Annotated in this window: 25 protein-coding genes; 10 read left to right on the top strand and 15 right to left on the bottom strand. The window is 57.8% G+C overall.

The features are described from left to right. Positions 1-5: 5 nt before the first annotated feature. Together ACN0TA_RS04415 and fabI are read right to left on the bottom strand one after the other, a co-directional pair. A complete protein-coding gene (locus ACN0TA_RS04415; protein WP_417580193.1) occupies positions 6-632 on the bottom strand; it encodes a histidine phosphatase family protein in 627 nt (208 codons plus the stop codon). A 61-nt stretch (positions 633-693) separates the two neighbouring features. Next, the gene (gene fabI / locus ACN0TA_RS04410) at positions 694-1,497 is read right to left on the bottom strand and encodes an enoyl-ACP reductase FabI (RefSeq protein ID WP_417580191.1); all 804 of its coding nucleotides are present in this window, start codon (positions 1,495-1,497) and stop codon (positions 694-696) included. Positions 1,498-1,640: 143 nt separating this feature from the next. Here fabI and ACN0TA_RS04405 point away from each other — a divergent pair, with 143 nt between their 5' ends. Continuing rightward, positions 1,641-3,053 carry an FAD-binding oxidoreductase gene (locus tag ACN0TA_RS04405; RefSeq protein WP_417580189.1) on the top strand — a complete coding sequence of 471 codons (1,413 nt, stop codon included), beginning with the start codon at positions 1,641-1,643 and terminating at the stop codon, positions 3,051-3,053. 55 nt (positions 3,054-3,108) lie between these two features. Continuing rightward, positions 3,109-3,669 carry a hemerythrin domain-containing protein gene (locus ACN0TA_RS04400; RefSeq protein WP_417580187.1) on the top strand — a complete coding sequence of 187 codons (561 nt, stop codon included), beginning with the start codon at positions 3,109-3,111 and terminating at the stop codon, positions 3,667-3,669. Here the strand turns inward: ACN0TA_RS04400 and ACN0TA_RS04395 are convergent. Further along, entirely contained in the window at positions 3,666-4,688 is a 1,023-nt protein-coding gene (locus ACN0TA_RS04395; protein WP_417580185.1) for an SDR family oxidoreductase, read from the bottom strand. The genes ACN0TA_RS04400 and ACN0TA_RS04395 overlap by 4 nt on opposite strands. A gap of 78 nt (positions 4,689-4,766) precedes the next feature. Here ACN0TA_RS04395 and ACN0TA_RS04390 point away from each other — a divergent pair, with 78 nt between their 5' ends. After that, positions 4,767-5,333, top strand: coding sequence for a TetR/AcrR family transcriptional regulator (locus ACN0TA_RS04390; protein WP_417580183.1), 567 nt, complete (start codon positions 4,767-4,769; stop codon positions 5,331-5,333). 66 nt (positions 5,334-5,399) lie between these two features. Here ACN0TA_RS04390 and ACN0TA_RS04385 read toward each other — a convergent pair whose 3' ends face one another. Together ACN0TA_RS04385 and ACN0TA_RS04380 are read right to left on the bottom strand one after the other, a co-directional pair. Continuing rightward, complete coding sequence (locus ACN0TA_RS04385; protein ID WP_417580181.1) at positions 5,400-5,633, bottom strand: hypothetical protein; 234 nt, start codon at positions 5,631-5,633, stop codon at positions 5,400-5,402. A 374-nt stretch (positions 5,634-6,007) separates the two neighbouring features. Then, a complete protein-coding gene (locus ACN0TA_RS04380; RefSeq protein WP_417580179.1) occupies positions 6,008-6,754 on the bottom strand; it encodes an SOS response-associated peptidase in 747 nt (248 codons plus the stop codon). Between the two features lie 48 nt (positions 6,755-6,802). Between ACN0TA_RS04380 and ACN0TA_RS04375 the strand changes: the two genes are divergently transcribed. The 3 genes from ACN0TA_RS04375 (at position 6,803) to ACN0TA_RS04365 (ending at position 7,993) form a co-directional block, all read left to right on the top strand. Continuing rightward, positions 6,803-7,210, top strand: coding sequence for an NUDIX domain-containing protein (locus ACN0TA_RS04375; RefSeq protein ID WP_417580177.1), 408 nt, complete (start codon positions 6,803-6,805; stop codon positions 7,208-7,210). Beyond that, on the top strand, positions 7,207-7,572 hold the full coding sequence (locus ACN0TA_RS04370; protein WP_417580175.1) for a TIGR02301 family protein: 366 nt from the start codon (positions 7,207-7,209) through the stop codon (positions 7,570-7,572). Before ACN0TA_RS04375 ends, ACN0TA_RS04370 begins: the two co-directional genes overlap by 4 nt. 145 nt (positions 7,573-7,717) lie before the next feature. After that, positions 7,718-7,993 (top strand): hypothetical protein, encoded by a 276-nt coding sequence (locus ACN0TA_RS04365; protein WP_417580173.1) that lies wholly within the window; start codon positions 7,718-7,720, stop codon positions 7,991-7,993. Between the two features lie 10 nt (positions 7,994-8,003). Here ACN0TA_RS04365 and ACN0TA_RS04360 read toward each other — a convergent pair whose 3' ends face one another. The 8 genes from ACN0TA_RS04360 to ACN0TA_RS04325 all read right to left on the bottom strand — a co-directional run bounded on the left by ACN0TA_RS04360 (position 8,004) and on the right by ACN0TA_RS04325 (position 15,531). Beyond that, positions 8,004-8,735 carry a TetR/AcrR family transcriptional regulator gene (locus ACN0TA_RS04360; RefSeq protein ID WP_417580171.1) on the bottom strand — a complete coding sequence of 244 codons (732 nt, stop codon included), beginning with the start codon at positions 8,733-8,735 and terminating at the stop codon, positions 8,004-8,006. Positions 8,736-8,868: 133 nt separating this feature from the next. Then, positions 8,869-9,912 (bottom strand): 23S rRNA (adenine(2503)-C(2))-methyltransferase RlmN, encoded by a 1,044-nt coding sequence (gene rlmN, locus ACN0TA_RS04355; protein ID WP_417580169.1) that lies wholly within the window; start codon positions 9,910-9,912, stop codon positions 8,869-8,871. A 159-nt stretch (positions 9,913-10,071) separates the two neighbouring features. After that, positions 10,072-10,962, bottom strand: coding sequence for a bifunctional helix-turn-helix transcriptional regulator/GNAT family N-acetyltransferase (locus ACN0TA_RS04350; RefSeq protein ID WP_417580167.1), 891 nt, complete (start codon positions 10,960-10,962; stop codon positions 10,072-10,074). Positions 10,963-10,994: 32 nt separating this feature from the next. Further along, positions 10,995-11,564 carry a TetR/AcrR family transcriptional regulator gene (locus ACN0TA_RS04345; protein ID WP_417580165.1) on the bottom strand — a complete coding sequence of 190 codons (570 nt, stop codon included), beginning with the start codon at positions 11,562-11,564 and terminating at the stop codon, positions 10,995-10,997. A 60-nt stretch (positions 11,565-11,624) separates the two neighbouring features. Continuing rightward, positions 11,625-12,530 carry a lipid kinase gene (locus ACN0TA_RS04340; RefSeq protein WP_417580163.1) on the bottom strand — a complete coding sequence of 302 codons (906 nt, stop codon included), beginning with the start codon at positions 12,528-12,530 and terminating at the stop codon, positions 11,625-11,627. A 95-nt stretch (positions 12,531-12,625) separates the two neighbouring features. Beyond that, a complete protein-coding gene (gene tdh / locus ACN0TA_RS04335) occupies positions 12,626-13,666 on the bottom strand; it encodes an L-threonine 3-dehydrogenase (protein WP_417580161.1) in 1,041 nt (346 codons plus the stop codon). Continuing rightward, the gene (locus ACN0TA_RS04330; protein ID WP_417580159.1) at positions 13,667-14,857 is read right to left on the bottom strand and encodes a glycine C-acetyltransferase; all 1,191 of its coding nucleotides are present in this window, start codon (positions 14,855-14,857) and stop codon (positions 13,667-13,669) included. A gap of 104 nt (positions 14,858-14,961) precedes the next feature. Beyond that, positions 14,962-15,531, bottom strand: coding sequence for a helix-turn-helix domain-containing protein (locus ACN0TA_RS04325; RefSeq protein ID WP_417580157.1), 570 nt, complete (start codon positions 15,529-15,531; stop codon positions 14,962-14,964). 261 nt (positions 15,532-15,792) lie between these two features. Here ACN0TA_RS04325 and putA point away from each other — a divergent pair, with 261 nt between their 5' ends. Then, positions 15,793-19,461 (top strand): trifunctional transcriptional regulator/proline dehydrogenase/L-glutamate gamma-semialdehyde dehydrogenase, encoded by a 3,669-nt coding sequence (putA, locus tag ACN0TA_RS04320; RefSeq protein WP_417580155.1) that lies wholly within the window; start codon positions 15,793-15,795, stop codon positions 19,459-19,461. A gap of 58 nt (positions 19,462-19,519) precedes the next feature. Here putA and ACN0TA_RS04315 read toward each other — a convergent pair whose 3' ends face one another. Continuing rightward, a complete protein-coding gene (locus tag ACN0TA_RS04315) occupies positions 19,520-20,857 on the bottom strand; it encodes a dihydroorotase (RefSeq protein ID WP_417580153.1) in 1,338 nt (445 codons plus the stop codon). Positions 20,858-20,932: 75 nt separating this feature from the next. Between ACN0TA_RS04315 and ACN0TA_RS04310 the strand changes: the two genes are divergently transcribed. The 3 genes from ACN0TA_RS04310 to ACN0TA_RS04300 all read left to right on the top strand — a co-directional run bounded on the left by ACN0TA_RS04310 (position 20,933) and on the right by ACN0TA_RS04300 (position 23,173). After that, entirely contained in the window at positions 20,933-21,763 is an 831-nt protein-coding gene (locus ACN0TA_RS04310; protein WP_417580151.1) for a YgfZ/GcvT domain-containing protein, read from the top strand. A gap of 114 nt (positions 21,764-21,877) precedes the next feature. Beyond that, positions 21,878-22,480 carry a hydrolase gene (locus ACN0TA_RS04305; RefSeq protein WP_417580149.1) on the top strand — a complete coding sequence of 201 codons (603 nt, stop codon included), beginning with the start codon at positions 21,878-21,880 and terminating at the stop codon, positions 22,478-22,480. 138 nt (positions 22,481-22,618) lie between these two features. Beyond that, entirely contained in the window at positions 22,619-23,173 is a 555-nt protein-coding gene (locus tag ACN0TA_RS04300) for a hypothetical protein (RefSeq protein ID WP_417580147.1), read from the top strand. A 9-nt stretch (positions 23,174-23,182) separates the two neighbouring features. Here ACN0TA_RS04300 and ACN0TA_RS04295 read toward each other — a convergent pair whose 3' ends face one another. After that, positions 23,183-24,217, bottom strand: coding sequence for a cell wall hydrolase (locus tag ACN0TA_RS04295; protein WP_417580145.1), 1,035 nt, complete (start codon positions 24,215-24,217; stop codon positions 23,183-23,185). Positions 24,218-24,334 lie beyond the last annotated feature (117 nt).

The following is a 24,334-nucleotide window of genomic DNA, read 5'->3' as shown; positions in this document are numbered from 1 at the left end:
TGGAGCTACCACGTCTTTTTTGCTGCGTGCAGGGTCATCTGCCCGGCGGAAAAATGGGCGACGACGCCCTGGGGTGGCGCCCAATTGAGAACTTCGCCGCGCCCAACGCCTTCGACAAGATGGCGCAACACACGCAGGACGCCGCCATGAGCGACGATTACCGAATGATGAGTCAGTTCCTGAGCGAAATCGAGGAGACGGTCGGCAAGATCTTGATAGTTCTCGCCGCCTTCGGGGCGGAAATCCCAGTATGTCGCGTCGCGCTGGCCGGGCGCTATAGCTTCTCGCTCGCGCGCGATTTCCTCATGCAGCAAGCCTTCGAATTTGCCAAAGGAAATTTCGATCAAGCGTTCATCATAAATGATCTCGGGGAGCGGGATGTCAAAAGCTGCACGCATGCGCTCCATCGTCTCGCTGGCGCGGCTCAGGGGCGAGGCATACCATTTGAACTTTGCCGGATCGCTTCCAGCCTCTTCGAGAAGGAAGCGCAACAAAGGACCATTGGAATCGGCCTGACGGCGTCCAGTTTCATTGAGCGGAATATCGCGGCTGCCCTGATAGCGGCGTTCACGGTTCCAATCGGTTTCGCCGTGGCGCGCGAAGTAAAAATCGGGCCAGGTGACTTGGTGCATGGAAACATCAATCATTCAAGAATTTAAGGAGCGCGCAGTTTAGCGCGCTCCTGTGACAATGCTATTGTCCCGCAGGGGCATCTTTGGGCATGGCCTTCATGCCAATGATGTTATAGCCGGAATCGACGTAATGGATCTCTCCGGTGACGCCGCTCGACAGATCAGACAGCATGTAGAGCGCCGAGTTGCCAACCTCGTCGATGGTAACGTTTTTGCGCAGTGGCGCGTTTTCCTCGTTCCATTTCAGCATTTCGCGCAGATCGGAAATGCCTGAGGCCGCCAAGGTCTTGATCGGGCCGGCCGAAATGGCGTTAACGCGGATCTTTTGCGGACCGAGGTCGGAAGCGAGGTAGCGCACGGAGGCTTCGAGAGCGGCCTTTGCAACGCCCATGACGTTGTAATTGGGCAATACTTTTTCCGCACCGTAGTAGGTCAGAGTCAGAATCGAGCCACCATCATCCATCAACGCTTCGGCGCGCTTGGCCAGAGCGGTGAGCGAGAACACCGATATGTTCATGGTCAGAGCAAAATTGCCCGGTGTAGTGTCCACATAGCGGCCCTCAAGCTCTTCCTTGTTCGAAAAGCCGATAGCGTGGACAAGGAAGTCGAGCTTGCCCCACTTGGATTTGAGGACATTGAACACGGCGTCCATGGCATCGGGATCGGTGACATCGCACGGCAGAACCAGATCGGAACCAAATTCCGCGGCGATCGGTTCGACGCGACGGTGTAGCGCCTCGCCCTGATAGGTGAAGGCCATTTCCGCGCCCTGTGCGTGCAGCGCCTTGGCAATGCCGTAGGCGATAGAGCGGTTGTTGGCGACGCCCATAATGAGCCCGCGCTTGCCTTCCATCAAACCAGCCATTGTGTTCTCCGATGATCGTTTCGTTGTTGGAGGTTTTGGCACAGGGGATGGGAACGGGCAAGGTGGGAAGCGGGTTGGTCCGGTAGCCAATCCCCTCCCTGACATGCAATAGCTGCGCCCACGCTTTTAGAAAGATGTTTGAGATGCCCCTTTCCAGAGACCAGATCGTTCCAGCACTCATCCAACTTCTCGGAGAGAACGGCGTTGTTTCCGAGACCGGGGAGATGGCCGGATATATCTCGGAGCCGCGCCGACGCTTCCACAAGCAGGCAATGGCCGTGGCGCTGCCACGGACTGTGGCTGAAGTGCAGGCGGTGATGGAGTGGGCCAACGAAATCGGGGTACATATCGTCCCGCAAGCGGGCAATACAGGGCTTGTGGGTGGCCAGGTACCCGTGTTTGGCGATGAGGTAATCGTTTCGATTTCGCGGCTCAAGGGCGTGCGGAACGTCGATGCGGCAGCCGGCCATATGACGCTCGATGCGGGTACAACACTGCAGGAAGCCCATGAGATTGCCGAGGAAGCGGGGATGATGTTCCCACTCTACATCGCTTCGCAAGGATCGGCGCGGATCGGGGGCGTTCTCGGGTCAAACGCTGGCGGTGTGCAAGTGCTGTCCTATGGCAATGCGCGCGAACTTTGCCTCGGGGTCGAAGCTGTCATGGCGGACGGGTCGATCTACAAGGGCCTCAGCGCATTACGCAAAGACAATACCGGCTATGATCTGAAGGATCTTCTGGTCGGATCGGAAGGTACACTGGGGATTATCACAGCTGCAACGCTCAAGCTGCTTCCAAAGCCCGATGCGCATGAAACCGCGCTGCTAAACGTTGAAAGTCCGGCAGCGGCGCTGGAGTTATTCACGCTGATGCGAGCTCGGGCCGGCAACACGCTGACCGCTTTCGAGTTGATGCCGCGTATCGGCTTTGATTTTCAACTCAAGCACAAGATGATTTCTCACGACCCCAGCGCCGCAATCTCGGATTGGTATGTGCTTGCAGAAATCTCAGTGCCAAAAGGGGGCCAAACCGGCGGGCTGTCCCAAGCGGTTGAAGCTGCCTACGAAACGGGGTTGGTGAGCAATGGCGTAATTGCGGAAACACTGAGCCAGCGTGAGATGATGTGGGCGGCGCGCGAGCAGATGAGCGAAGTGCAATCGCGAGAGGGTGCCTCGATCAAGCACGACGTATCGGTGCCGGTGGCCGCAGTGCCCGAACTGATAGCGCGGGGAAGCATGGCTGCGCGAAAGGTCGTAGACGGCATCCGGCCAGTGCCGTTCGGGCACCTTGGGGACGGCAACATTCATTTCAACTTTTCCCAGCCCGAAGATGCAGATGGCAAGGCCTTCATGGCCGGGGCGGACGCTGTGCACAATGTCGTTTATTCTGTTGTACGCGAACTGGGCGGTTCTGTTTCCGCCGAGCATGGCATTGGCCAGCTCAAGACGGGATTGCTCCGGCAGGTCAAGGATCCGGTGGCGTTGAAGATGATGAAAGCCATCAAATCGGCGCTCGATCCAAAGGGGATTCTCAATCCAGGCAAGGTTCTGGGGTAGAAAATATGTCAGCAATACCTAGATTGGGGACACATTTAACGGACAGCGCCTTGCCATGCTTCTCGATATTGCTTTTCTCGACGATTCCACGCGCCCTAGGGCGCCCAAGCTCGAAAACCTAACGCCCCAACAGCGGGCGCCAGGTCGGCACCTCAAGATGATCCACGACCATCTGCGCCAAAATGTTACCGTCCTGCGCAACATGATCAATGAAGTGATGGCGGGCGAGAAGTCCGTCGAGGAGGTCGCGGCCGAAGCCGAAGCGCTGACGATGGTGACCAATTATCGGCAGTTCGGAAATTTGTGCGGGCAGCATTGCCAGACCGTGCACATGCATCACTCGATCGAGGACGCGCACATCTTCCCTGCCCTTTCGGAAAAGGGCGCGGCGTGGAAAAAGGTTACCGATCGGCTCCAGGAAGAGCACGAAATCGTTCATGCGCTGCTGGTCAAGCTCATCGCTGCCCTCAACACATTGGTGCGCGACCCCAGCCCGACGAATTTCGCAGACGCGCGTGAAATCAACGATGCGCTGGAACGCGTGCTGCTTTCCCATCTCGGCTATGAAGAAGACGAAATTGGCGACGCCCTGGGATATTTCGAGATTGGCGTCTAGATAAGCCCCTCACGGATCAAGCTCTCGCCGGTCGCCACGAAAGACGCATCGGCCGGGGTGAGCTTGCGGTCAAGCAGACGCATGGCAGCCGAGGCATCGAGGCGTTTGAGGACGCCAAGTTCACCCAGATTGGAGCGAACGTCCTTGTCAAAAAGCGCGTAAACCCGAACCACCCAATCGGGCAGTTCCAGCTTTGGAATCTTCTTGGCATAAGCGGGGAACGCTTCCCGCAAGATTTCGGCGACGTCTTTAAAGTACATGGTGCTATGGGCCATGGGGAAGCGGTGCCCCCCCGCTTCGTTCGAAACCATGGCCGCCAGATGGGCTTCAGCGACATCGCGAACATCGACGACGGCAAGGGGAATGCGCGGCGCTGCCGGGACCGAACCGTTCAGAAGCCGCTGCACCAGCGTGACCGATGTGCCAGGATCTTCATCGAGCAGCGGGCCAAAAATGCCCGAAGGATTTATGGCTGCCATATCCTTTTCGCGGCCTGCTTCACGCATGATCTCCCAAGCGCGACGCTCGGCGCGGGTCTTGGACTCGGTGTAGGGATTAACGCCCCTTCCCTCAAGATTGGTCCAGTCATTGGCGGTAAAGGGTGCAGAACGCGTCCTGTCGTGGCCGTAGGCAATGGCTGCCATAGACGAGGTGAGCACTATGCGTTCGACTTTCGCCGCCAACGCAGCGTTGAGCGCGCGCTCGGTGCCCTGAACAGCGGGACGGATCAGGTCGTCCTTATCATCTGGCATTTGCAGCACAAAGGGAGAGGCTGTGTGCTGGAGGTAGCGCACACCGTCCATAGCATCTTGCCAACCCACGTCGCTTTCGAGATCGAGCGCGACAAATTCCAGGCGATCGACCTCGGCTCCGGCTTTTGACAGTGTGGCGCGGACTTTATCGGCCCGCGAAAGATTGCGCACGCTGCCGCGCACGATATAACCGGCATTGAGCAATTGGAGAGCGAGATGGCCACCCAGGAAGCCGGAAATGCCGGTGAGAAGAACGCGGTCGGTCATGGTGATTATCCGATAGATTGGAAAAGCTGAACGATATATACGTTATTCGTTCAAAACGTTCAATGGAGTCTGTTGATTTTGTCCAAGCTTTCGCCAAGAGTTTTGGAAAAGCGGCGCCGAATCCTCGATGCGGCCCGTGACGTCATGCTCAGAAGCGGGCTGCGAGGGACCACCATGGAGGCAATTGCGCGCGAGGCGAGCATTGCCAAGCCAACGCTGTATGCTCAGTATTCCGACAAGGATGCGCTGTTTGAAGCACTGATCGATGATCTGGTCAGCGAAAAAAGCGCCAAATTTACCGAAGCCTTCAAGACCGACGCACCGCTCGACGAGCGGGTAGCCAACGGGTTGGCGGAAATGTTCGGGACAATCGCCGACATGCTGCAAGGCTCTCCCCATGCTGCCGAATTGATCAGCGAACCGCACAGGCTTGGTCAGAAGTTCAAGCGCGTAGACGACGCCGTGACTGAAACCCTGGCGCGCGCGTTTAGCGAGGCCAGCATCAAGGAAGGCCGTTACCTCGCCAAAGTGCTGCTTGCATCTAGCACGGGCATCCTGGGCAAGTTCGACAATGGCGAAGCCGTGCGTGACGCTATCAAGGTCTTGTGCAAGCGCGTGATCGCCGGATCAAATCCCACAGCGTAAATTTTGAAATGCATCCAGGACTGGTCGGGCACCCCCTGATTGGCTGCCGCAAATCGGTCAATTGTGTCAGGCCACAAGGCCGGTGTCGCTGCCATCATCGGGTTCGAACGAACCGGCAAGTTCAGACGCGCCTTCGACCACGGCCTCGGCAGCAGCGCGCGCTGCGTCGATCGACTGGAATATCCTGCCATCGAGCGGAAACACCCCCAGCTTGACAGCCATGAACCTGAAGTCCTGGCCATTGGGGACAACGACCCCCTGAGGTTCACCGGCAACTGAAATAACGATTGGCTTGGTCATGATCGAAAAACTCTGCGTAACGCGATGCCGCCCAGCGCCTGAGCGGTGCTAACAGTCTAATGTGAGGGTCTTGTGACGGGCGGTGGGCTGAAAGCCGCTATACGCGCCACATCCAGAAGCGACACATGAGACTGGTACGTTTGAGATTAAATCGTACGCAGGTGGCCTCGGACGCGGTCAGGCGGGTCCATACAGTTTGTGTTTTCATGTTGCCGTTCTCCAGCCTGACCTCGGGGCACCGCATCTGGTGCCACGAGAGATAAATAACAAGACTTGACGAAAAAATCGAGTGCGATTGTGCCAAAAGGAAACGTCGGCACGAAATTTCCTGCCTCAAGAACGAAAAAACGGGGAACCGGTTCCGGTCGAAAATGTCAAAAAAGATCGAGTTGCTTCGACTTTTTTGTCTTGACTGTCATGGACTTGTCGCCGTTGGCACCGTCGAGCGTATCACTGACAGGCTCGATGAGATCGGGGCCTTCATTGGCAGCGGAATTAACCCGCGTGGAAACAGGGTGTGCGGCCATTTCACCCTCCGGTTGGGGCACAACGAAGGGTGCAACTTCTGCGAATCGGGTGCCTTTGGAGTCGAGCCAGGCGTCAATCTGGTTGCCGCGCATCAGGGCGGGCATGCGATCATGAATATAGGCAACATCGGGGCCGGCAGGCACGGTAATGGTGGCGACCGTGTCCACTTCCTCGCCTTCGGGGCCCATCCAGCTTGTGTAGAGCGCTGCCAAGGCCAATGGCTGACCGTCGTTGAGGGTGATATAATAGGGCTGTTTCTTGCCGTTTGGCAGTGTCTTCCATTCGTAATAGCCCGAGGCGGGCAAGATACAGCGCTTATGTTTCACCGAGTCGCGGAAAGCGGGTTTGGTTGCCATGGTTTCAGCACGGGCGTTGACAAGCAAAGGAAATTCGCGCGGATCCTTGACCCAGCCGGGCACCAATCCCCAACGTGCGAGCTTTGCAGTCCGGCGCATAGCGTCATCGACCCAGATGGCGATGACGGGTTGGGTAGGCGCAATGTTGTAGCGCGGCACAGACTGAATTAGATTGTCGGTAGCAAATATCTGGCGCATCGCCTCATCCGGTAAAGTAACCGCGTATCGACCACACATGAGACTATCCTCTTCGTTCCCGCCCATTATAGCGATGACGGTCCGCACATGAAGCCCGACGCATGCTCCATCGGGCTCTTCAATGGCGATCAGGTTCTCTTGATCCAACGCGCCTATGCCCCATTTCTAGGTTTATGGACGTTTCCGGGCGGTCGGATGGAGCCGGGCGAAACACCCCTAGATTGCATCCAGCGCGAATTGTTCGAGGAGACACGACTGCTCGTGTCCAACCCTATACAGGTGCTTGTCGAGACTGTCGGCGAAGGCGACAAAACCTACACGCTTGCAGTTTTCGCTGCGCAGTGCCCACTGGCGGCGCCCGTGACCAGCCACGAAATCAGCGATTGGGACTGGATACATGTCGATGAGGTGCAATCGTATCGCACCACCGAGCATCTTTCGGAAATTGTTCATACCTGCGCGCAATATCTCGGACTGGCAGGCATAGAGCGATGAAAGTGCTTGTGCGATTGGGCGTTTTGGCGATGCTCGCGACCCCGACATCGGCCCTGGCTGTGGACCCTCCCTATCAGGGCCAGATGGAGCGATTGTCGGAAATTCTCGGCTCACTCTATATGCTCGCCCCACTCTGTGGCGATCAGGTAACCGATTGGCGCGGACAGATGGCCGAACTGATCGAATTGGACGAGCCTGACGATGATCGTCGTGCGCGGCTGGCCGGTGCATTCAACGCCGGATATGAAGCCTATGCGCGGTTCTATCGGACCTGCACACCGTCCGCAGAAGTGGCGATAAGACGGCTTTTGACGGAAGGTGATTCGCTGGCGCGCGATATCCATCAGCGCTATGCTGAATAGCGATTGGACCCTATGACGACCTGAAGGGCATGACCGAGCCCGGTCGTCGGGCGATATTTCGCCGAAGCGCTCCAATTTGATCCAGCGCGTTAACCAATTGGTCATTTCCTCTTAGCAGCGCCGCAAAGGCATGTTACTAGCGCACATGACCACGCGCACGACATTTCCGTTCCCGACCGAATCCGCCGCCATCGAGGCCGAGCAGGAAGAACGCCAGATTGCACTTCAGTATCTGGCCGAAGCCTGGAATTCGGCCGATACCGACGGAATCGATACAGAAGCTTTGGCCCACGCGGCGCTGTTTGCAGCAATCGCTACGCTCGTGCGCGAATATGGCGAAGAGGCAGTGGCCAAGTTGATCGGGAACGTTCCCGAAAGAATCAGCAATGGCGAATACACGCTCGACAGGGTCTTGCAGTAGCCCCAACGTTCTATTGTGCCGAAGGCTCTCTGTCGTCGAGATAAAGAAGCCTTTCAAGCGTGCCCGGCTCGATCCAAGTCAGTGAATCGTCGGGCAGTCCCAGCAGTCGATCGATAGCAATCCCCTGCATCTGGATCATTCGATACAGTCGATCAAAGGCCGGGCCGTTCTCACCCCTGTCACGCTCGGCCATGGCTGCGGATACGGCATCATAGGCTGCAGCGTTGATCTGGAGCATGATTTCGACGCAGCTCTCGGGGTCGGCGACATCAAAGACTTTTTCCTCAACGCCCTCGGCAATAACCCGTGACAGGGCCGGAGCAATCGTGGCCGTCACCGCACGACGAACGCGATCGAACAACACGACATTGCCAGGCTGAAACACAGCGTCGAAGGATTTGCCAATCTCAACAGCGGTTTCGGACTTGTGCATGCGCAACTGGCGGAGAATACGGTTGAGGCGTGTAAACGGGTCGAGCCATGGGTCTTCAAGGATGGGGACGATGGTCCCCATAGCATGTTGGGCCACCTGTTCGGCCAGCGCAGCAAGCAGCGCCTCCTTGGACGCGAAATGATGATAAAATCCGCCTTTGGAGACACCTGCCATGGCCATGACGTCGCCAATTGTCGTCACGGCATAGCCCTTTTGCGCAAAAAGCGTTTGCGCGCAATCGAGTAGCTGCGCCCGGCGCGCCTCTGGCGAAAGATTTTTGCGGCGCGCCTGCATCGTCGATGTGTTCATTGAAAACCGACCGTCGGTTTGTACGTCTTCGATCCTGCCATCAAGTTCTGTTCAGGTCCAGAGGAACTGCAGCTTGATCCTGCCGAAGAGAGGCCTCGAGAGCGTGGGCTGGCAGTCGGGTTCTTGCGTCCGATCAGCGGGTAGCCACTGGCTGACCCTTGATATCTCGAAGCCAAAGCTGTCCGCATGCCGCGGCAATGTCGCGGCCCTGGGTATCGCGAACGACGACTGGAACGCCCGCACGTTCAAGTCCATGGCGAAAAACGCTAAGCGCATAATCATTGGTCCGCCCCAGCCTAACGCCATCGACAGGGTTCCAGCGCATAAGGTTGATGCGCGCAGGCCGGCCAGCAAACATGTCGCACAGCCTTTCAAGATCGGCGCTGGTGTCGTTGATCCCAGCCAGTACCAGATAGACGAAGGTGACAATGCGGTTATGGCGCTCGGCCCAAGCAAGTGCGCGGGAGACGACCTCTGCGATATCATGTTTTTTGGCGCCAGGAATAAGCTGCGCGCGTGTTTGTTGGGTCGTGGCGTGAAGCGAGATCGTCAGGTTGAGCTTAAGGTGCTCCTCGCGCAAGGCCTTGAGCGCCTTTGGTATCCCGATTGTTGAAATCGTCATACCAGATGCCGGCAAAGCCAGCCCTGCCCTGTCGCGCAGAATACGAATGGCTTTGAGGACATTTTCATAATTGTTGAGGGGTTCGCCGATGCCCATGAACACCACGCGGTTAGCTCTTGGACCCAACCGAACGACCTGTTCGACGATTTCGCCAGCAGTAAGATTGCGCTTAAGGCCCGCCTGTCCCGAAGCACAGAAGCGGCAAGCGAATGCGCACCCCACCTGCGAAGAGACGCAGGCCGTGTAGCCGTCGCGGCGGCGGATAAGGACAGTTTCAATTGAATAGCCGTCTGGAAGCGCGAACAAGTGCTTTTCCGAGCGGTTGCCGCGCTCACGCGATTTCGGGGTCAGTCGCCTTAACTCGAAACCGTGTTCATTGCCCCAATGCCGGAGCTGTTTGGGCAGATTGGCATGGGGTGAGAACAGCGCGCTGTAAGGCATTGTGGCTGCACCCGGCAGCCGCGCAAATGTGGCGCTGTCGAGGTCAAGCGCAAAGGGGCGGATTGAGGCGCGCACGAGTGCGCCCGCTGTTCTGGCAGAAACGGCAGAGGACATAGCAATATCAGTTCTGTTTTGTCTGGGCAGCACTACGGATCAATGCTGAGCACACATTAATAACCTCCGCGTCGGTTATTATCAAGTGGAGAATATCTGGCGATGCTGAGCAGGCATTGTGGCGCCTGCTCGAACTGTCGCCGCCACAGCAAGACTCTGCTATTCAGTGTCCGCGTTCAGATGCTTCTCGAAAAAGAAGTCGGGATAGGGATCATCGTTGAAGCGCCCGATTTCAGTCCAGCCGGACCTGCGATACATAGCGATCGCTTCCGGGAGCGCGCGGTTGGTATCCAGTCGTAACCGATCGATTCCGAGCGATTTAGCGGTCAGCTCTACAGCGGCCATCAAACGGTTGGCCAGCCCAAGTCCGCGGGCCGACGGAGCGATCCAAAGGCGTTTGATTTCGGCATACTCCTTTTCGGTACCCTTGAGGCCCACACAGCCAATGGGCAGTCCATCCGATAGTGCCAGTATAAAAGCGCCGCGCGGGCGGGTCATGTCCATGACGTCCGGATCGGCCGAGCGTTTGACATCGAACCCAGTCTCCAACCGGCGCGCCAACTCTTCATAATACTGATGCAAACAATAGATGGCCCGGTCGTCTCGCGGATCGACCTCCGTCAAAATCACGCGCTCGCGCCCCAGCGCTGACGCGACAAGATCCATGGCCGCAAGCAGCGTATCCGGGCGCGGATGCCTGGCCAGCACAGCCTCGGCGCGCGCGTTGGACATATCCTCATAGGCGCGGAATTCGCCTTGTCCCGCAGGGGTGAGGACCAGAAGCCGACGCCGACCATCTTGCGGGTCGGGGCGTGTTTCAATCAGCCCCTCATCTTCAAGTCCGCGCAGCAAGCGACTCATCAGGCCGGAATCAAGGCCGAGATAATCACGCAACTGGGTGATGTTGGATCGGCCGTGACCTATAGCGTTGAGTACACGTGCAGAGCCGAGCGGGCGACCGCGTCCGAGAAAGGAATCATCGAGTGCGCCGACTTCTGAAGTAACGGCGCGGGAAAAACGGCGAAATCGGGCAATCGGATCGAGTGACATATTACCTGACTTACGTCAGCTAAATGAAATCGTCAATCGAATCGGTGTTCCGGATAGAGCACGATGAGAACGGCCCTGGTTTGGTCAGCAACAAACCTATTGAGTGCGCCCTGCCTGGCAATCAGCCACTGCATCGACGCGCCTTGAATGACCGATTGGATGAGCGAAGCCGCCATGTCTGGATCATGCGGCGTCGCTGGTAAACGCTCACGAATTGCCGCAAGCACGAGGCTGTTGCGCTCGCGCGCGAGCCGGTTGAGATCGTCGTCAACGACATCGTTCCATTCGAGGAGCAGATAACCGGCGAAATCATCCCCGGCCCCTAGTCCCTCGATCAGATCGACCAACAACGACCAGAGCGCGTCCAGCCCGATATCCCGAGAAGCACCGGCAAAATACTCACGCACCTCCTCAGTTGACCGCTGCATTACCTGGAAATGAAGATTTTTCTTGTCGGTGAACCGCTGAATGAGCGCAGCGCGAGAAATTCCGACAGCTTTGGCGACATCGGTAAGTGTGAAGCTCGACGGCCCCTTGGTCAGCAATACCTTTTGGGCCGCAGCCAGAATCGTATCGTCGGAATGGAGCTTGGGTCTGGGCATCGGGCCGTCCGGAACACGTGTCCCTTTCGATGGCAGAGAGTGAACAGGTTTGGCAAGGCCCTAGTCTGCCGCGCCCGGCTCAGGCACGAAAACGGTGATGGCTTTTGGGCGAATTTCGAAATGCGCTGGGGTTTGCGTGATGATGTCGCCATCGACATTCACATCCATGGGCCGCTCGGTCCGCAGTTCAAACGCAACACATTTTTCGGTGCGCACTTCCCGCCATGCTCCATGCGTACCGCGTCTGAAGGCGCCAAGCATCGTTACCAATTGCCAGACATCGCCGGCTTCAAGGCTGTAAAGGTCGAGCGTTCCATCGTCGATCGTGGCATCGGCTTCGACAACCGTTCCACCGCCATAGTAGCGCCCATTGCCAACGGCAACTTGAAGCGTCTTCACCAGTGACGTGCCTGAGGCGCTGACGATTTCAGCCTCAAACGGGCGTGCCGTCGACGCGATCTTGAGGGCCGTCATTGCATAGCCCAGCTTGCCCCAGCGCCTCTTGGTGCCTTTGTCGAGCTTGTTGGCCAATTGGGCGGACAGGCCAACGCTCGCAACGTTAAAGAACGGGCGGCCATTGACGAGGCCGACATCGATGGTCCGGGTGTGGCCGACGGCTATGATGTTGGCCGCCGTGGTGAAATTTTCCGGAATGTGAAGCGTCCGGGCCAAGTCATTGGCCGTGCCCATAGGAATAATCCCCATAGGCAGGCCCGTTTCCAAGATGGCGGGCGCTGCTGCGTTCATTGTGCCATCGCCGCCGCACACAATGACAAGATCCACTTCGTGACGGCGACGGGCGATGTCGGCAGCCAGTTCGTCAGGCGTTTCAAATCGTTCGATGATAACGTCAAGGCCCAAGAACCGAAGTCGCCTGGCAATAGGTTCGACGGCCTCGCTGCCGCGTCGCGCGTTTGGATTGACCAGCATCAGAGCGCGGCGAATCTTTGGCGGAGCGGCATTCATGGTGGCACTTTCGGCAATTCGTCGATCGGAAACAATCGGTGCTGTTCTTAGCGGCCCTTATACGGTGATTTTGCGGCGGCTACCTTACCGATTGCTCATGTCGACCATTCGAGAACGATCTTGCCAGCCCCGCCCTGGATGGCCGATTGGAAGGCGTTGTCGAATTCGGCCGCCGGGAACCTGTTGGTGATGACCGGCCGGATATCCAGTCCGGACTGGAGCATGGCCAGCATCTTGTGCCAGGTTTCGAACATTTCCCGCCCATAGATGCCTTTAATGGTGATCATTTTCAGCACCATCTTGGCGAAGTCATATTCGAAGGGCGTGGACGGCAACCCGAGCAGTGCGATCTTGCCACCCATGACCAGGTGTTCGGTCAGCGTTGCCATGGCAGCAGGAGCGCCGCTCATCTCAAAGCCAACATCAAACCCCTCGTTCATGCCAAGCGATCTCGCCACGGCACGCAGGTCTTGTGATGTATTGACAGTAACGACGCCCGGTGCAGTTTTTTTTGCCAATTCGAGCCGGTTATCATTTGGATCGGTAATGACCACATGGCGGGCGCCCACATGTTTGGCCACAGCAGCGCTCATGATGCCAATCGGTCCTGCGCCGGTAATCAGGACATCTTCACCGACCAGATCGAATGCGAGCGCCGTATGAACCGCGTTGCCGAGCGGATCGAGGATAGACGCAAGCTCATCGTCAACGGCGTCTGGAAGCGGGACGATGTTGAATGCGGGAATTTTGACGAACTCGGCAAAAGCCCCCGGCAGATTTACGCCGACGCCCTTGGTTTCAGGATCGAGGTGAAAGCGTCCGGCGCGGCTGGCACGAGATTTGAAGCCAATGACATGGCCCTCACCCGAAACGCGCTGGCCGATCTCGAGATGTGTCACATTGGCGCCGAGTTCAGCAATGGTGCCCGAATATTCGTGGCCCACGGTCATGGGGACTGGCACGGCGCCTTGCGCCCAGCGATCCCATTTGTAGATGTGCAAATCGGTGCCGCAGATACCGGTCTTGGTGACTTTGACGAGGACGTCATCGGGCCCGATTTCAGGCACCGGCACATCTTCCATCCAAAGGCCCGGCTCAGCCTTTGCCTTGACGAGGGCTTTCATGGTGCGGGTCATTTAGATGGCTCCGAGGTCTTTTCCAGCGCTGATGAAGGCGTCGATTGCAAAGGAAATGTTATCGTCAGTCAGCCCCGCGGACATTTGGGTCCGGATACGGGCCTTTCCTTTGGGGACGACCGGGAATGAAAAAGCGGAAACCAGAACACCCTTGTTCTGCAGGGCCTTGGCCATCCCCTGTGCCTTGACCGCATCGTGGAGCATGACGGGGATGATCGGAGTTTCACCGGGCACAAGATCAAACCCTGCTTCGGCAAGCGCTGAACGGAAGCGTTTGGTATGGCGATCAAGCGTTGCGCGGCGGTCGTCGGCCTTTTCGGCAATTTCGATGGCTTTGATTGCACCAGCTGCAACCGAAGGCGGCAGGGCATTGGAGAAAAGATAGGGCCGGGCACGCTGGCGGAGAAGTTCAATAACGGGCTGGGGTCCAGCGATAAAGCCACCCATTGCACCGCCGAGAGTCTTGCCAAAAGTGCCCGAGATGACATCGACACGGTTACCCGCACCCGTGAGCGCCGGCGTCCCCCTGCCCTTTTCGCCCAAATGACCCGTGGCATGACATTCGTCGATCAGCACGGCTGCTTTAAATTCCTCGGCGAGATCGCAGATTTCAGGCAATTTCGCTATGTAGCCATCCATCGAAAAGACGCCATCGGTGACGATAAGCTTGAAGCGCGCGCCATCATCCTCGGCGGCCTGCAGCTGGAGCCGCAGATCGTCCATATCGGAAGTGTGGAACCGGTGGCGACGGGCCTTTGACAACCGGACCCCATCGATAATGGAAGCGTGATTGAGGGTGTCGGAAATTACTGCATCGTCCGGCCCGAGCAGTGTTTCGAAAATACCGCCATTGGCATCGAAACATGAGCCGAAAAGGATTGCGTCATCTTTTTCGAGATAATTTGCGACCGATTGTTCAAGCTCTTTGTGCAGCTCATGGGTGCCGCAGATGAAGCGGACCGACGCCATGCCTGAGCCGTATTTCTCCAGCGCCTTGACACTCGCTTCTACCACTTCGGGATCGTTGGCGAGACCGAGATAATTATTGGCGCAGAGATTGACCATCGCCCGGCCGCCAACGGTCACTTCACCCTGTTGTGCTGACCCGATGACCATTTCGGACTTGAAAAGCCCTTCATCCCGAATATCGTCGAGAGCCTGACTCAAGTGCTGGGCAAAACCGTCCATCATGATAACAACTCCTCTTTGTCGGAGACACATTCCGATATATTGGAATTTTCGTCAATGGATATTAGTCGGGAGAACGTTTCCGCCCGCTCAGCGTTGCGCAGCAATCAGTTGAACAGCACCACAAGCCAGCCGCTGACGAGAGCGTTGGAGGTGTTGGAAATGGCATGAGGAACATCGGCCGCGTAACGCGCCACTTCCCCGGCAGTCAGTGCAGTGGTGGTTTCGCCGCTGGTGATGGCAAAGCCTTCGCTGAGCGCAGTGAAATGTTCGCGGGTCCGCGGAGCATGTGGCGCACTGACCAAAGCGCCACCGGGTTCAATTTCGACCTGATACCATTCGGTCTTGCCGGCCAGCGATGGTGGGGACAGAATTTTAAGCCGACACGCCCCATCGGGCGATGCAATGAGCGGAACGTGATCGGCAGGGACGATGTCGATCAGCGCCGATTTGCGCGCAACCGCATCGCCGGAAACAAGGTCGGAAAATTCTATATTGAGCGCCTGGGTCAAGCTCCACACCACAGCGAATGTAGGATTGGTTTCGCTGCGCTCGATCTGGCTGAGCATCGACCGGGAAACGCCGGAGAGCTTTGCAAGCTGCTCGAGTGTCAAATGCCGGACCTTGCGGGCAGTTTGAATAACAGGGCCGATTTGTGGTGGGGTCGTGTCGCTCATAAAACCACGCTTTTAAAGAGGAAACGCAGGGGCGGCAACATACGGAAGCGACCGGGAATCGTCCGAAACTTCGCCTTGTGCGCGTAATGAAGACGATCTGGGCAGATTGGATTCGTATCTTCAGTCATAAAGCAGTGTTTTTTTCGATTTTCCTACGCCAAATCCGCTCAATATCTCCTAGACCTTCGAGGGAACTGCCCTAGTTTCGGAGCATTGGAATTCCATAACTGCCCGTTCAAGGCCAGAGGAGATGTTGCGTTCATGCCGGCACCCCACACTTCCCCATTCGCTGCGTTTTCGGACCGCCCACTCAAGACTGACACCCCGTTGCGCGAAGCGATTACGTCAGCCTATCGGCTGCCGGAGCCCCAGATCCTGCCGGGCTTGATCGAAGCCGCGGCGGTCGCGCCGCAGCAGGCAAAATCGATACGCGCGACTGCAGAAAAGGCTGTACGCGGCATCCGTGCCAAAGGCATTGGCGCTGGGGTGGAAGGGCTCATGCACGAATACGCGCTTTCGAGCCAGGAGGGCGTAGCGTTGATGTGCCTGGCCGAAGCCTTGCTGCGCACTCCAGACAATTCAACCCGTGATCTTCTGATCGCGGACAAGATAGCGCCGGGCAGCTGGCAGAAGCACCTTGGGCTGGATCGCTCGGTGTTCGTCAACGCCGCGACGTGGGGCTTGGTGGTAACCGGAAAGCTGGTCACGCCCGTCGATGAGCCGGGACTCTCCCGCGCCCTTTCCAGGCTGGTATCACGCTCTGGCGAGCCGGTGATCCGTGCCGGCGTCAAGATGGCGATGCGTATGCTCGGCGAGCAATTTGTCGCCGGCCAGACCATCAAGGAGGCCGTCAAGAACGCACGAACTTGGGAGGCCAAGGGTTTCGGCTATTCCTACGACATGCTGGGAGAAGCTGCGACCACCGCGCGCGACGCGGAACAGTACATGGCCGAATATGTCGGCGCTATTCACGCCATCGGCAAAGCGTCCGCAGGCAAAGGCCCTTATGCAGGACCGGGCATTTCCATCAAGCTTTCGGCATTGCATCCGCGCTATACCCGCAGCAAATACGATCGCGTGACGAGCGAGCTGCTGCCAAGGCTCAAAGAACTGGCAGCGCTGGCAAAATCCTACGATATCGGGCTCAATATTGATGCCGAGGAAATGGACAGGCTCGAACTGTCTCTCGACCTGCTTGAAGCATTGGCAACAGATCCGGAATTCGACGGCTGGAACGGCATCGGGTTTGTGGTCCAGGCTTACTCCAAGCGCTGCCCGTTCGTTCTGGACTGGATCATCGATCTGGCAAAGCGGTCGGGCCATCGCATCATGGTACGACTGGTCAAAGGCGCTTATTGGGATACCGAAATCAAGCGCGCCCAGATCGACGGTCTCGAAGACTTTCCGGTGTTCACGCGCAAGGTCCACACGGATGTAAGCTATATCGCTTGTGCCAAAAAATTGCTTGGCGCGAGAGATTTGGTCTTTCCGCAGTTTGCTACGCACAACGCCCAGACGATGGCCACAATTCACGAACTGGCTGGACCCGATTTCGAAATCGGCAGTTATGAATTCCAGTGCCTGCACGGCATGGGTGAACCGCTTTACGAACAGGTGGTCCCAAAAGACAAGCTCAATCGCCCCTGCCGCATTTACGCACCCGTAGGGAGCCATGAAACACTGTTGGCCTATCTTGTGCGCAGGCTTCTGGAAAACGGCGCCAATTCGAGCTTTGTCAACCAGATCGCCGACGAGGATGTGCCCATCGACCGGCTGATTGCCGACCCAGTAGAGGTTGCGCGCCAGATTTCTCCGGTTGGCGCACCCCATGATCAAATCGATCTGCCCAAGGAGATCCTGGCGGCCGGAAGACACAATTCGCGCGGGATCGACCTATCCAATGAGCAGACACTACGGGCACTCCACAAGAGCTTAAAAACCGGCGCCGAGCGGACATGGACGGCGCGAACAGCAGATGCCAAGGGCGACACAAGTCAGGTTCTCAATCCGGCCGATCATCGTGACATCGTCGGCGAAGTGATGGCACCTTCGGTTGCACAGATCGATGCCATGATGGCGCGGGCGCAACGCGCGGCAGGAAGCTGGGCGGAAACCCCACCAGCCGACCGCGCGGCAATGCTGATGCGCGCTGCGGGGGCGATGGAAAGCCAGATGGAAAACTTTATGTCGCTGGCCATGCGCGAGGCGGGCAAAACAGCAGCCAACGCGATAGCCGAAGTGCGCGAGGCCGTTGATTTTCTTCGCTATTATGGCAGGCAGGTCAAAGAGAGTTTTTCCAACGAAAGCCATGTTGCACTGGGCCCTGTGGTTTGCATTTCCCCTTGGAATTTTCCGCTGGCAATTTTTACCGGGCAGATGTCGGCAGCATTGGTGGCAGGAAATCCCGTGATCGCCAAGCCGGCAGAGGAAACGCCGCTCATCGCCCAGTTGGCGGTGGATCTGATGCACGCGGCGGGTGTGCCCGACGATGTCCTGCAATTTGCACCAGGCGACGGAAAGATCGGAGCCGCGCTGGTGGCCCACGAAGCGACGTGCGGCGTGATGTTTACCGGATCCACAGAAGTTGCCCGGCTGATTCAGAAACAACTGTCGGGGCGGACATTGATCAATGGTACGCCGATCCCGCTTGTCGCTGAAACCGGCGGGCAGAACGCGCTGGTTGTCGATTCATCGGCGTTGACAGAACAGGTTGTGATCGATGTGATCACATCGGCGTTCGACAGTGCCGGACAGCGTTGCTCTGCGTTGCGGCTACTCTGCTTGCAGGGCGATATTGCCGACAAAACGCTCGAAATGCTCAAAGGCGCAATGGCGCAGCTCGCTATTGGCAATCCCGACAGGCTGACTGTGGACGTGGGACCGGTCATCACTGCGCAAGCGCGGGACGGTATCAACGCCCATATCGAACGGATGGGTGAAAAGGGGTGTCCGATCACCCAGCTCGAGCTGCCCGAATGTGCGCAGCAGGGGACGTTTGTTCCTCCCACGCTGATTGAGCTCGACGACATTTCAGAACTCGGGCATGAGGTTTTCGGGCCGGTTCTGCATGTTGTGCGGTTCAAGCGCAAGAGCCTCGACGGCCTGCTTGAGAAGATAAATGCACTTGGATATGGGCTGACATTCGGGCTTCACACCCGTATCGACACAACGATTGCTGAAGTTGCCTCCAAGATCGAAGTGGGCAACATCTACATCAACCGCAATCAGGTTGGCGCCGTCGTCGGCGTGCAACCGTTTGGCGGGCACGGGCTTTCCGGCACCGGCCCAAAAGCCGGCGGACCGCTCTATCTTCGGCGATTGGTTCAGACGACCAGCCAGACCGTCTGGGGTCTCCCGAGTCGCCAGGCCGGCCCAACACTCGTGACATTGGCCGAATGGTTGCGCGAGAACAGCCGCGACGATCTTGCCGATGCCACCCTGCGTTATGCCAACCACCCTGCCATCAACGCCTTTTCCGAACTTGATGGGCCCGTTGGTGAACGCAACACCTACCAGACCAAGCCCAAGGGCAAGGTGCTGCTCAGCGCCCGGACGCTGACGGGACTGGTTCACGGTTTGGCGGCCGGCCTTGCGGCAGGCAACCATATCCTCGTCAAGGCGTCGGGCGACCTGGGATCGGTGATCCGTGACCTGCCTGAAGATATCGGCCAGCGTGTCGAAATCGTGCATGAAGTTGCGCCCGGAGCAGCGCGAGCCATCCTCGTGGAAGGCGAGGCACAGGCTGTGACAGCAATGAGCGACGCAGTTGCTCAATGGGACGGACCCATCGTAACCGTACAGGGCGCATCGTCACAGGCGCTCGATGACGGCGAAGCTGTTTTTGCCATCGATCTGTTGATCGATGAGGTCTCGACGAGTGTCAACACAGCAGCTGCAGGCGGCAATGCCTCGCTGATGGCGCTGGCCTGACAACAGCTTAACCCAGCACGCCATTACACCTCTCCCCACCGGGGAGAGGTGCATGGATTTAGAGCTGTGCGGCGAGAGTTTCCTGGAAACGAATGGGCTGACCCTGAGCCGGGGTGACGAGCTGGCCCTCCCACATCACGGTGTTGCCGCGGATAATGGTGCCCACGGGCCACCCTTTGACCGAGACGCCATCATAGGGCGTCCAACCCGCCTTGGACGCCACCCAGTCATTGGAGATGGTTTCGGAGCGGTTCATGTCCACTATGGTGAGGTCAGCATCATAACCGACGGCAACCCTGCCCTTGCAGGCTAGATTGAACAGACGATTGGGCCCGTGGCTGGTCATATCGACGAAGCGCTGCAGGCTGAGGCGTCCGGCATTGACATGATCGAGCATAACGGGAACCAAGGTCTGAACACCAGTCATTCCCGAGGGAGAACCGGGATAGGGCTTTTCCTTTTCCTCGCGGGTATGGGGCGCATGATCGGAACCAAGGATGTCGGCAACACCATTGGCGACGCCTTGCCAGATGCCCTCACGATGCTCGGCATCGCGAACCGGAGGGTTCATCTGAGCATAGGTGCCCAGCTTTTCGTAAGCTGTTTCATCGAGCGTGAGGTGGTGCGGGGTCACTTCGACCGAAGCGACGTCCTTGTGCTCGGCAAGATAGGCAATTTCCTGTTTTGTCGAGATATGCAGGACGTGAATGCGCTTTCCGGTCTTGCGCGCTATGCGCACCAGCCGTTCAGTACATTGGAGCGCGGCCTGCGGATCACGCCAGACAGGATGGGATGATGGATCGCCTTCGACACGCAGGCTCTTGCGATCTTCAAGCCGATATTCGTCCTCGGAGTGAAACGCTGCGCGGCGCGAAATTACAGACAGGATCGCTTCTACGCCGTCGTCGTCAGCAACTAGCAGCGAGCCGGTGGACGAGCCCATGAACACCTTGACGCCAGCGCAACCCGGCAGCCGTTCGAGTTCAGGAAGATCGGCAACGTTCTCGCGCGTGCCCCCGATATAGAACGCAAAATCACAATGCATGCGATTGGTGGCGCGGGCGATCTTGTCCTCGAAGGTTTCGCGGGTGGTGGTGAGTGGATTGGTGTTGGGCATCTCGAAGACACCGGTAACCCCGCCCATGACCGCCGAGAGCGAACCTGACTGCAGATCTTCCTTGTGATCGAGACCAGGCTCGCGGAAATGGACCTGCGTGTCGATAACGCCGGGGAGAATTGTCAGCCCTGTGCAGTCGACATCATTGTCGGCGGTATCGGAAGAAAGAGACCCTATCGCGGCGATGCGCCCCTTGATGATCCCGATATCGGCGCTACCTATGCCATCGTGGTTGGCCAGCGTGCCGCCCCTGAAAATCGTATCGAAGTGGCGACTCATGGCATACCTCCGGCTCGACGCTCGCAACTGAGATCGGGTTTAACGGATGGCACCAGAGCAAGGCAAGGGCAGCATATGACAATAGAAAAGCGCGTCGACCGGGTCGCCTTCAAGATTTCCGGCCCCGATGCAACCCATCTCATGCATGACGTTCTGACTCCCCCTGTGCTCGAGGACGGTAAAGCGCGCTGGTTTGCTCTGCTCGCGCCGCAAGGCAAAATACTGGCCGAGGGTTTGATCGGATGGGCGGAAGACGCTCATTGGCTCGATGTTCCCGCAGCCGTTGCCGAAAATTTCTTCAAGCGCATGAAGATGTATCGCCTGCGCGCCAAGATCGATATCGAGCCATTGGCGGAGACGCATAGGGTTGGATGGTCAGCTCAGTCACCTACCAGCGGAATCGCGCATCCCGACTCGCGCGCCGAGCTATTGGGATATCGCGTCATCGCACCACTTGCCGATGCTGCCGCATGGGTCGTGGGGACCGGGCAAGCAGAAGCTCGCATCAATGCAGGGATCGCCGAGATGGGCCCCGATTTCGATGGCGAGGACGCGTTTCCCCACGACATCGGCATGGATCATCTGGGCGGCGTCGATTTCAAAAAGGGCTGTTATGTCGGCCAGGAAGTTGTGTCGCGCATGCAGCACCGCGGCACAGCCCGGCGGCGACCAGTCATCGTATCTGGCCTTACCACGGGCAAACGTGGCGATGCCGTGATGATCGGTGGCAAAAGCGTGGGCACAATTGGCACCGTAGTCGAGGGAAAGGCTGTTGCTATCGCGCGGATCGACAAAATCACAGCCCCTGGGGCAGCAAGCATCGGTGAAACCCCCGTCTCGCTTGCTCTACCCGATTGGGCGCGCTACGATTTTGCCACGCCGGGCGGCGATTCCAAAGACGACTAGATATTTCGCCGTTTCGTTGAAAGGCGGAATTAGCTGGTCATTGTTTAATCGGCTTCGAGGGCAGGTGCATACCATTTGTCTGCGAAGCGCTCTTGAAAGGCAGGACCGAGGGCAATGGCACGCGCACAATCCCGCGCTTGGCAGCGCATGCTTTCGGGGCGTCGCCTCGATTTACTGGACCCCTCCCCCATTGATGTTGAACTGTCCGACATTGCCCACGGGCTCGCGCGGGTTGCGCGGTGGAACGGGCAGACCAAGGGCGATTATGCATTTTCTGTAGCCCAGCATTCGGTGCTTGTGCTCGAAATCGCTTCTGCGATGGATCCGGAAATCGATGACAAAGGGCGGCTATACGCCCTGCTCCATGACGCTCCGGAATATGTGATGGGCGACATCATTTCACCCTTCAAGGCCGCGATGGGCGGCAATTACCGTGACGTCGAGGCACGGCTGCTTGGCGCCATCCACGTCCGTTTCGGTCTGCCAGCCATCGCCTCGACGGCCCTGACCAAACTTATTAAGCGGGCCGACCGCGAGGCGGCTTTTTTCGAGGCAGTCAATCTTGCTGGGTTTGCGCCCGACGAGGCACGGAAATTTTTTGGCGAACCGACCCTGGCCGGGTTCGATCTGCCTGGCTTTGACAGGCTTATCCGGCCATGGCCAACCCAGCAGGCACATGACCATTTCGTCGACGTGTTCGAGAGCCTTAGCGTTTGACGCGAAGCTCCCTAACTGACTGTATTGATTAAAATTTTAATCTCATTTTACCTGTTAACCCTAAGCAGGACGAGGCTTTGCGTTAACGGTTAAGAAAGGTTGATAAAGCGTTAAGACGCCGTTAGTGGAGAACCGTCCATGCGCTTTGACAGACAGCATCACCGCCCCCGCAGGTCCATTGCATTGCGCTATCGGGCCGGCGTTGCGATTGCACTGTTTCTAGCAGGAATTTTCGGAGCCGGACTGGCCAGCACCAGTACTGCACGCGCCGACGGACTGGTCTCAAGTGCGCCGCCACCGCTTTCAACTCTCGTGAAATTTTCCGATCGACAGTACGAAATCGCCTATGCGGAGTCGGTTTCACTCGAGCCGATTGCATCGGCCATCGTACGCAAAGTTGGCTTCGGGCATGTTTGGGACGTCAACATCGCGACCACCTCAAGCGGCACCTATTCGAGCGACGGGCTGGTTTCACCCCACGTCCTCTATCCGGGAATTTCCGTCAATCGTGTACGCGAAGAACACCGACATTCCCACGAGCACAGCCCATGGCCCGAAGGCTCGAGCTTCATGATCCTTTCGGCAGGCCGCAATCCGGCAAATGGCAACCTGGTCTTCAACAGCGTTTCGGACAATGGTGTGCGCTCGTGCTCGACGCGCGGATCTTTCGTATCGTGCTACCGGACTTACTAGCCCTACCAGTCAGCCGAAGCGCCAGCCGGGCTTGAATTTATAGAAGATGTGAAGCCCGACCTGGGCCAGCTTGTCCATGTTACGCGCCCAGGCGGGGCGGACATAGGTGGCGTGATAATGCGTCGCGTCGGCGACTTCGGTCAGGTAGATTTCCTCATTGAGCACTTCTTGGGTAATTGACTGCGCCTGATCCCAAGCCGCAACTTCCGATGTGCGGTTGACGTTGGTTTTGCCGTCACAGGCAAAGGAGAACTGGCAGGCGTTGCGGCGATGCTGGTTCTGATAAACCACGCCGCAAATCGTGTCCGGGTAGTTGGGATGTTCAACGCGGTTCATGATAACCTGCGCGACGGCCACCTGGCCACGATAGCTTTCGCCCCGCGCTTCAAAGTAAATGCCTGTCGCCATGCACCACTGTTCACGCTCGGAATAGCTATCACTAATGGTAAAGTCGGTGGCCGGTGTGTTGGCGCGACCATAAGCCAGGGTATCAGGAATACCGACCGGTCGCGGGGTATTGGGATCCTGTCCGGCGCCGCCCGATAGAGCATCGATAGCGGCAAGACCGGCCGAGCTGACCATTTCAGGATCAATAGAGGCAACCGAAATACGGGGCCCCTCTTCATCGACGGCTTCGCCTTCGGCGACCATGACCGACGATTGCTGGGTGACATAGGGATCGCCAGCCGAGCGCGCGGATGCAATCGAAAGCCGAACTGCGTCAAATGTCTGAGCAAAGGCAACGAGGTTAAGCTCGGGACGCGCCCTGTCGGTCTTATCGGTCCTGTTGGGACCCGAGAACGTTGTTGTTTGAAAGAGTGAAGCCACCGTGCCCGAGATGACCGGCTGATCACCTTCGAAGCTAAGTGAAGCTGCTGCTACGGGCGGAAATTCGGTAGCCGGATCGACAGCGCGAAAACCGCCTGTACCCGGAACCGCAAAACCGTAGGCGACTACGCTGAGTGTCAGCGCCCCAACAGCTTTCAATACTCTACGCGAGGCACGTGCCGGGGTGGCACGCGCCGGGGAGATCCCATACGCCATACTAACGCTTTTCTACGCCACAACACTGACCCGCCGGCACTGAACCGAACACCGGAATCATCGATGAAAAATACGCCATCGTTCCGGTGCCGATCGATCAGTTGGGGCTGCGATGCA

Source organism: Pelagibacterium sp., from assembly GCF_048264985.1.
Classification (GTDB): Bacteria; Pseudomonadota; Alphaproteobacteria; order Rhizobiales; family Devosiaceae; genus Pelagibacterium.
This window is presented reverse-complemented; position numbering and strand designations above follow the sequence as displayed.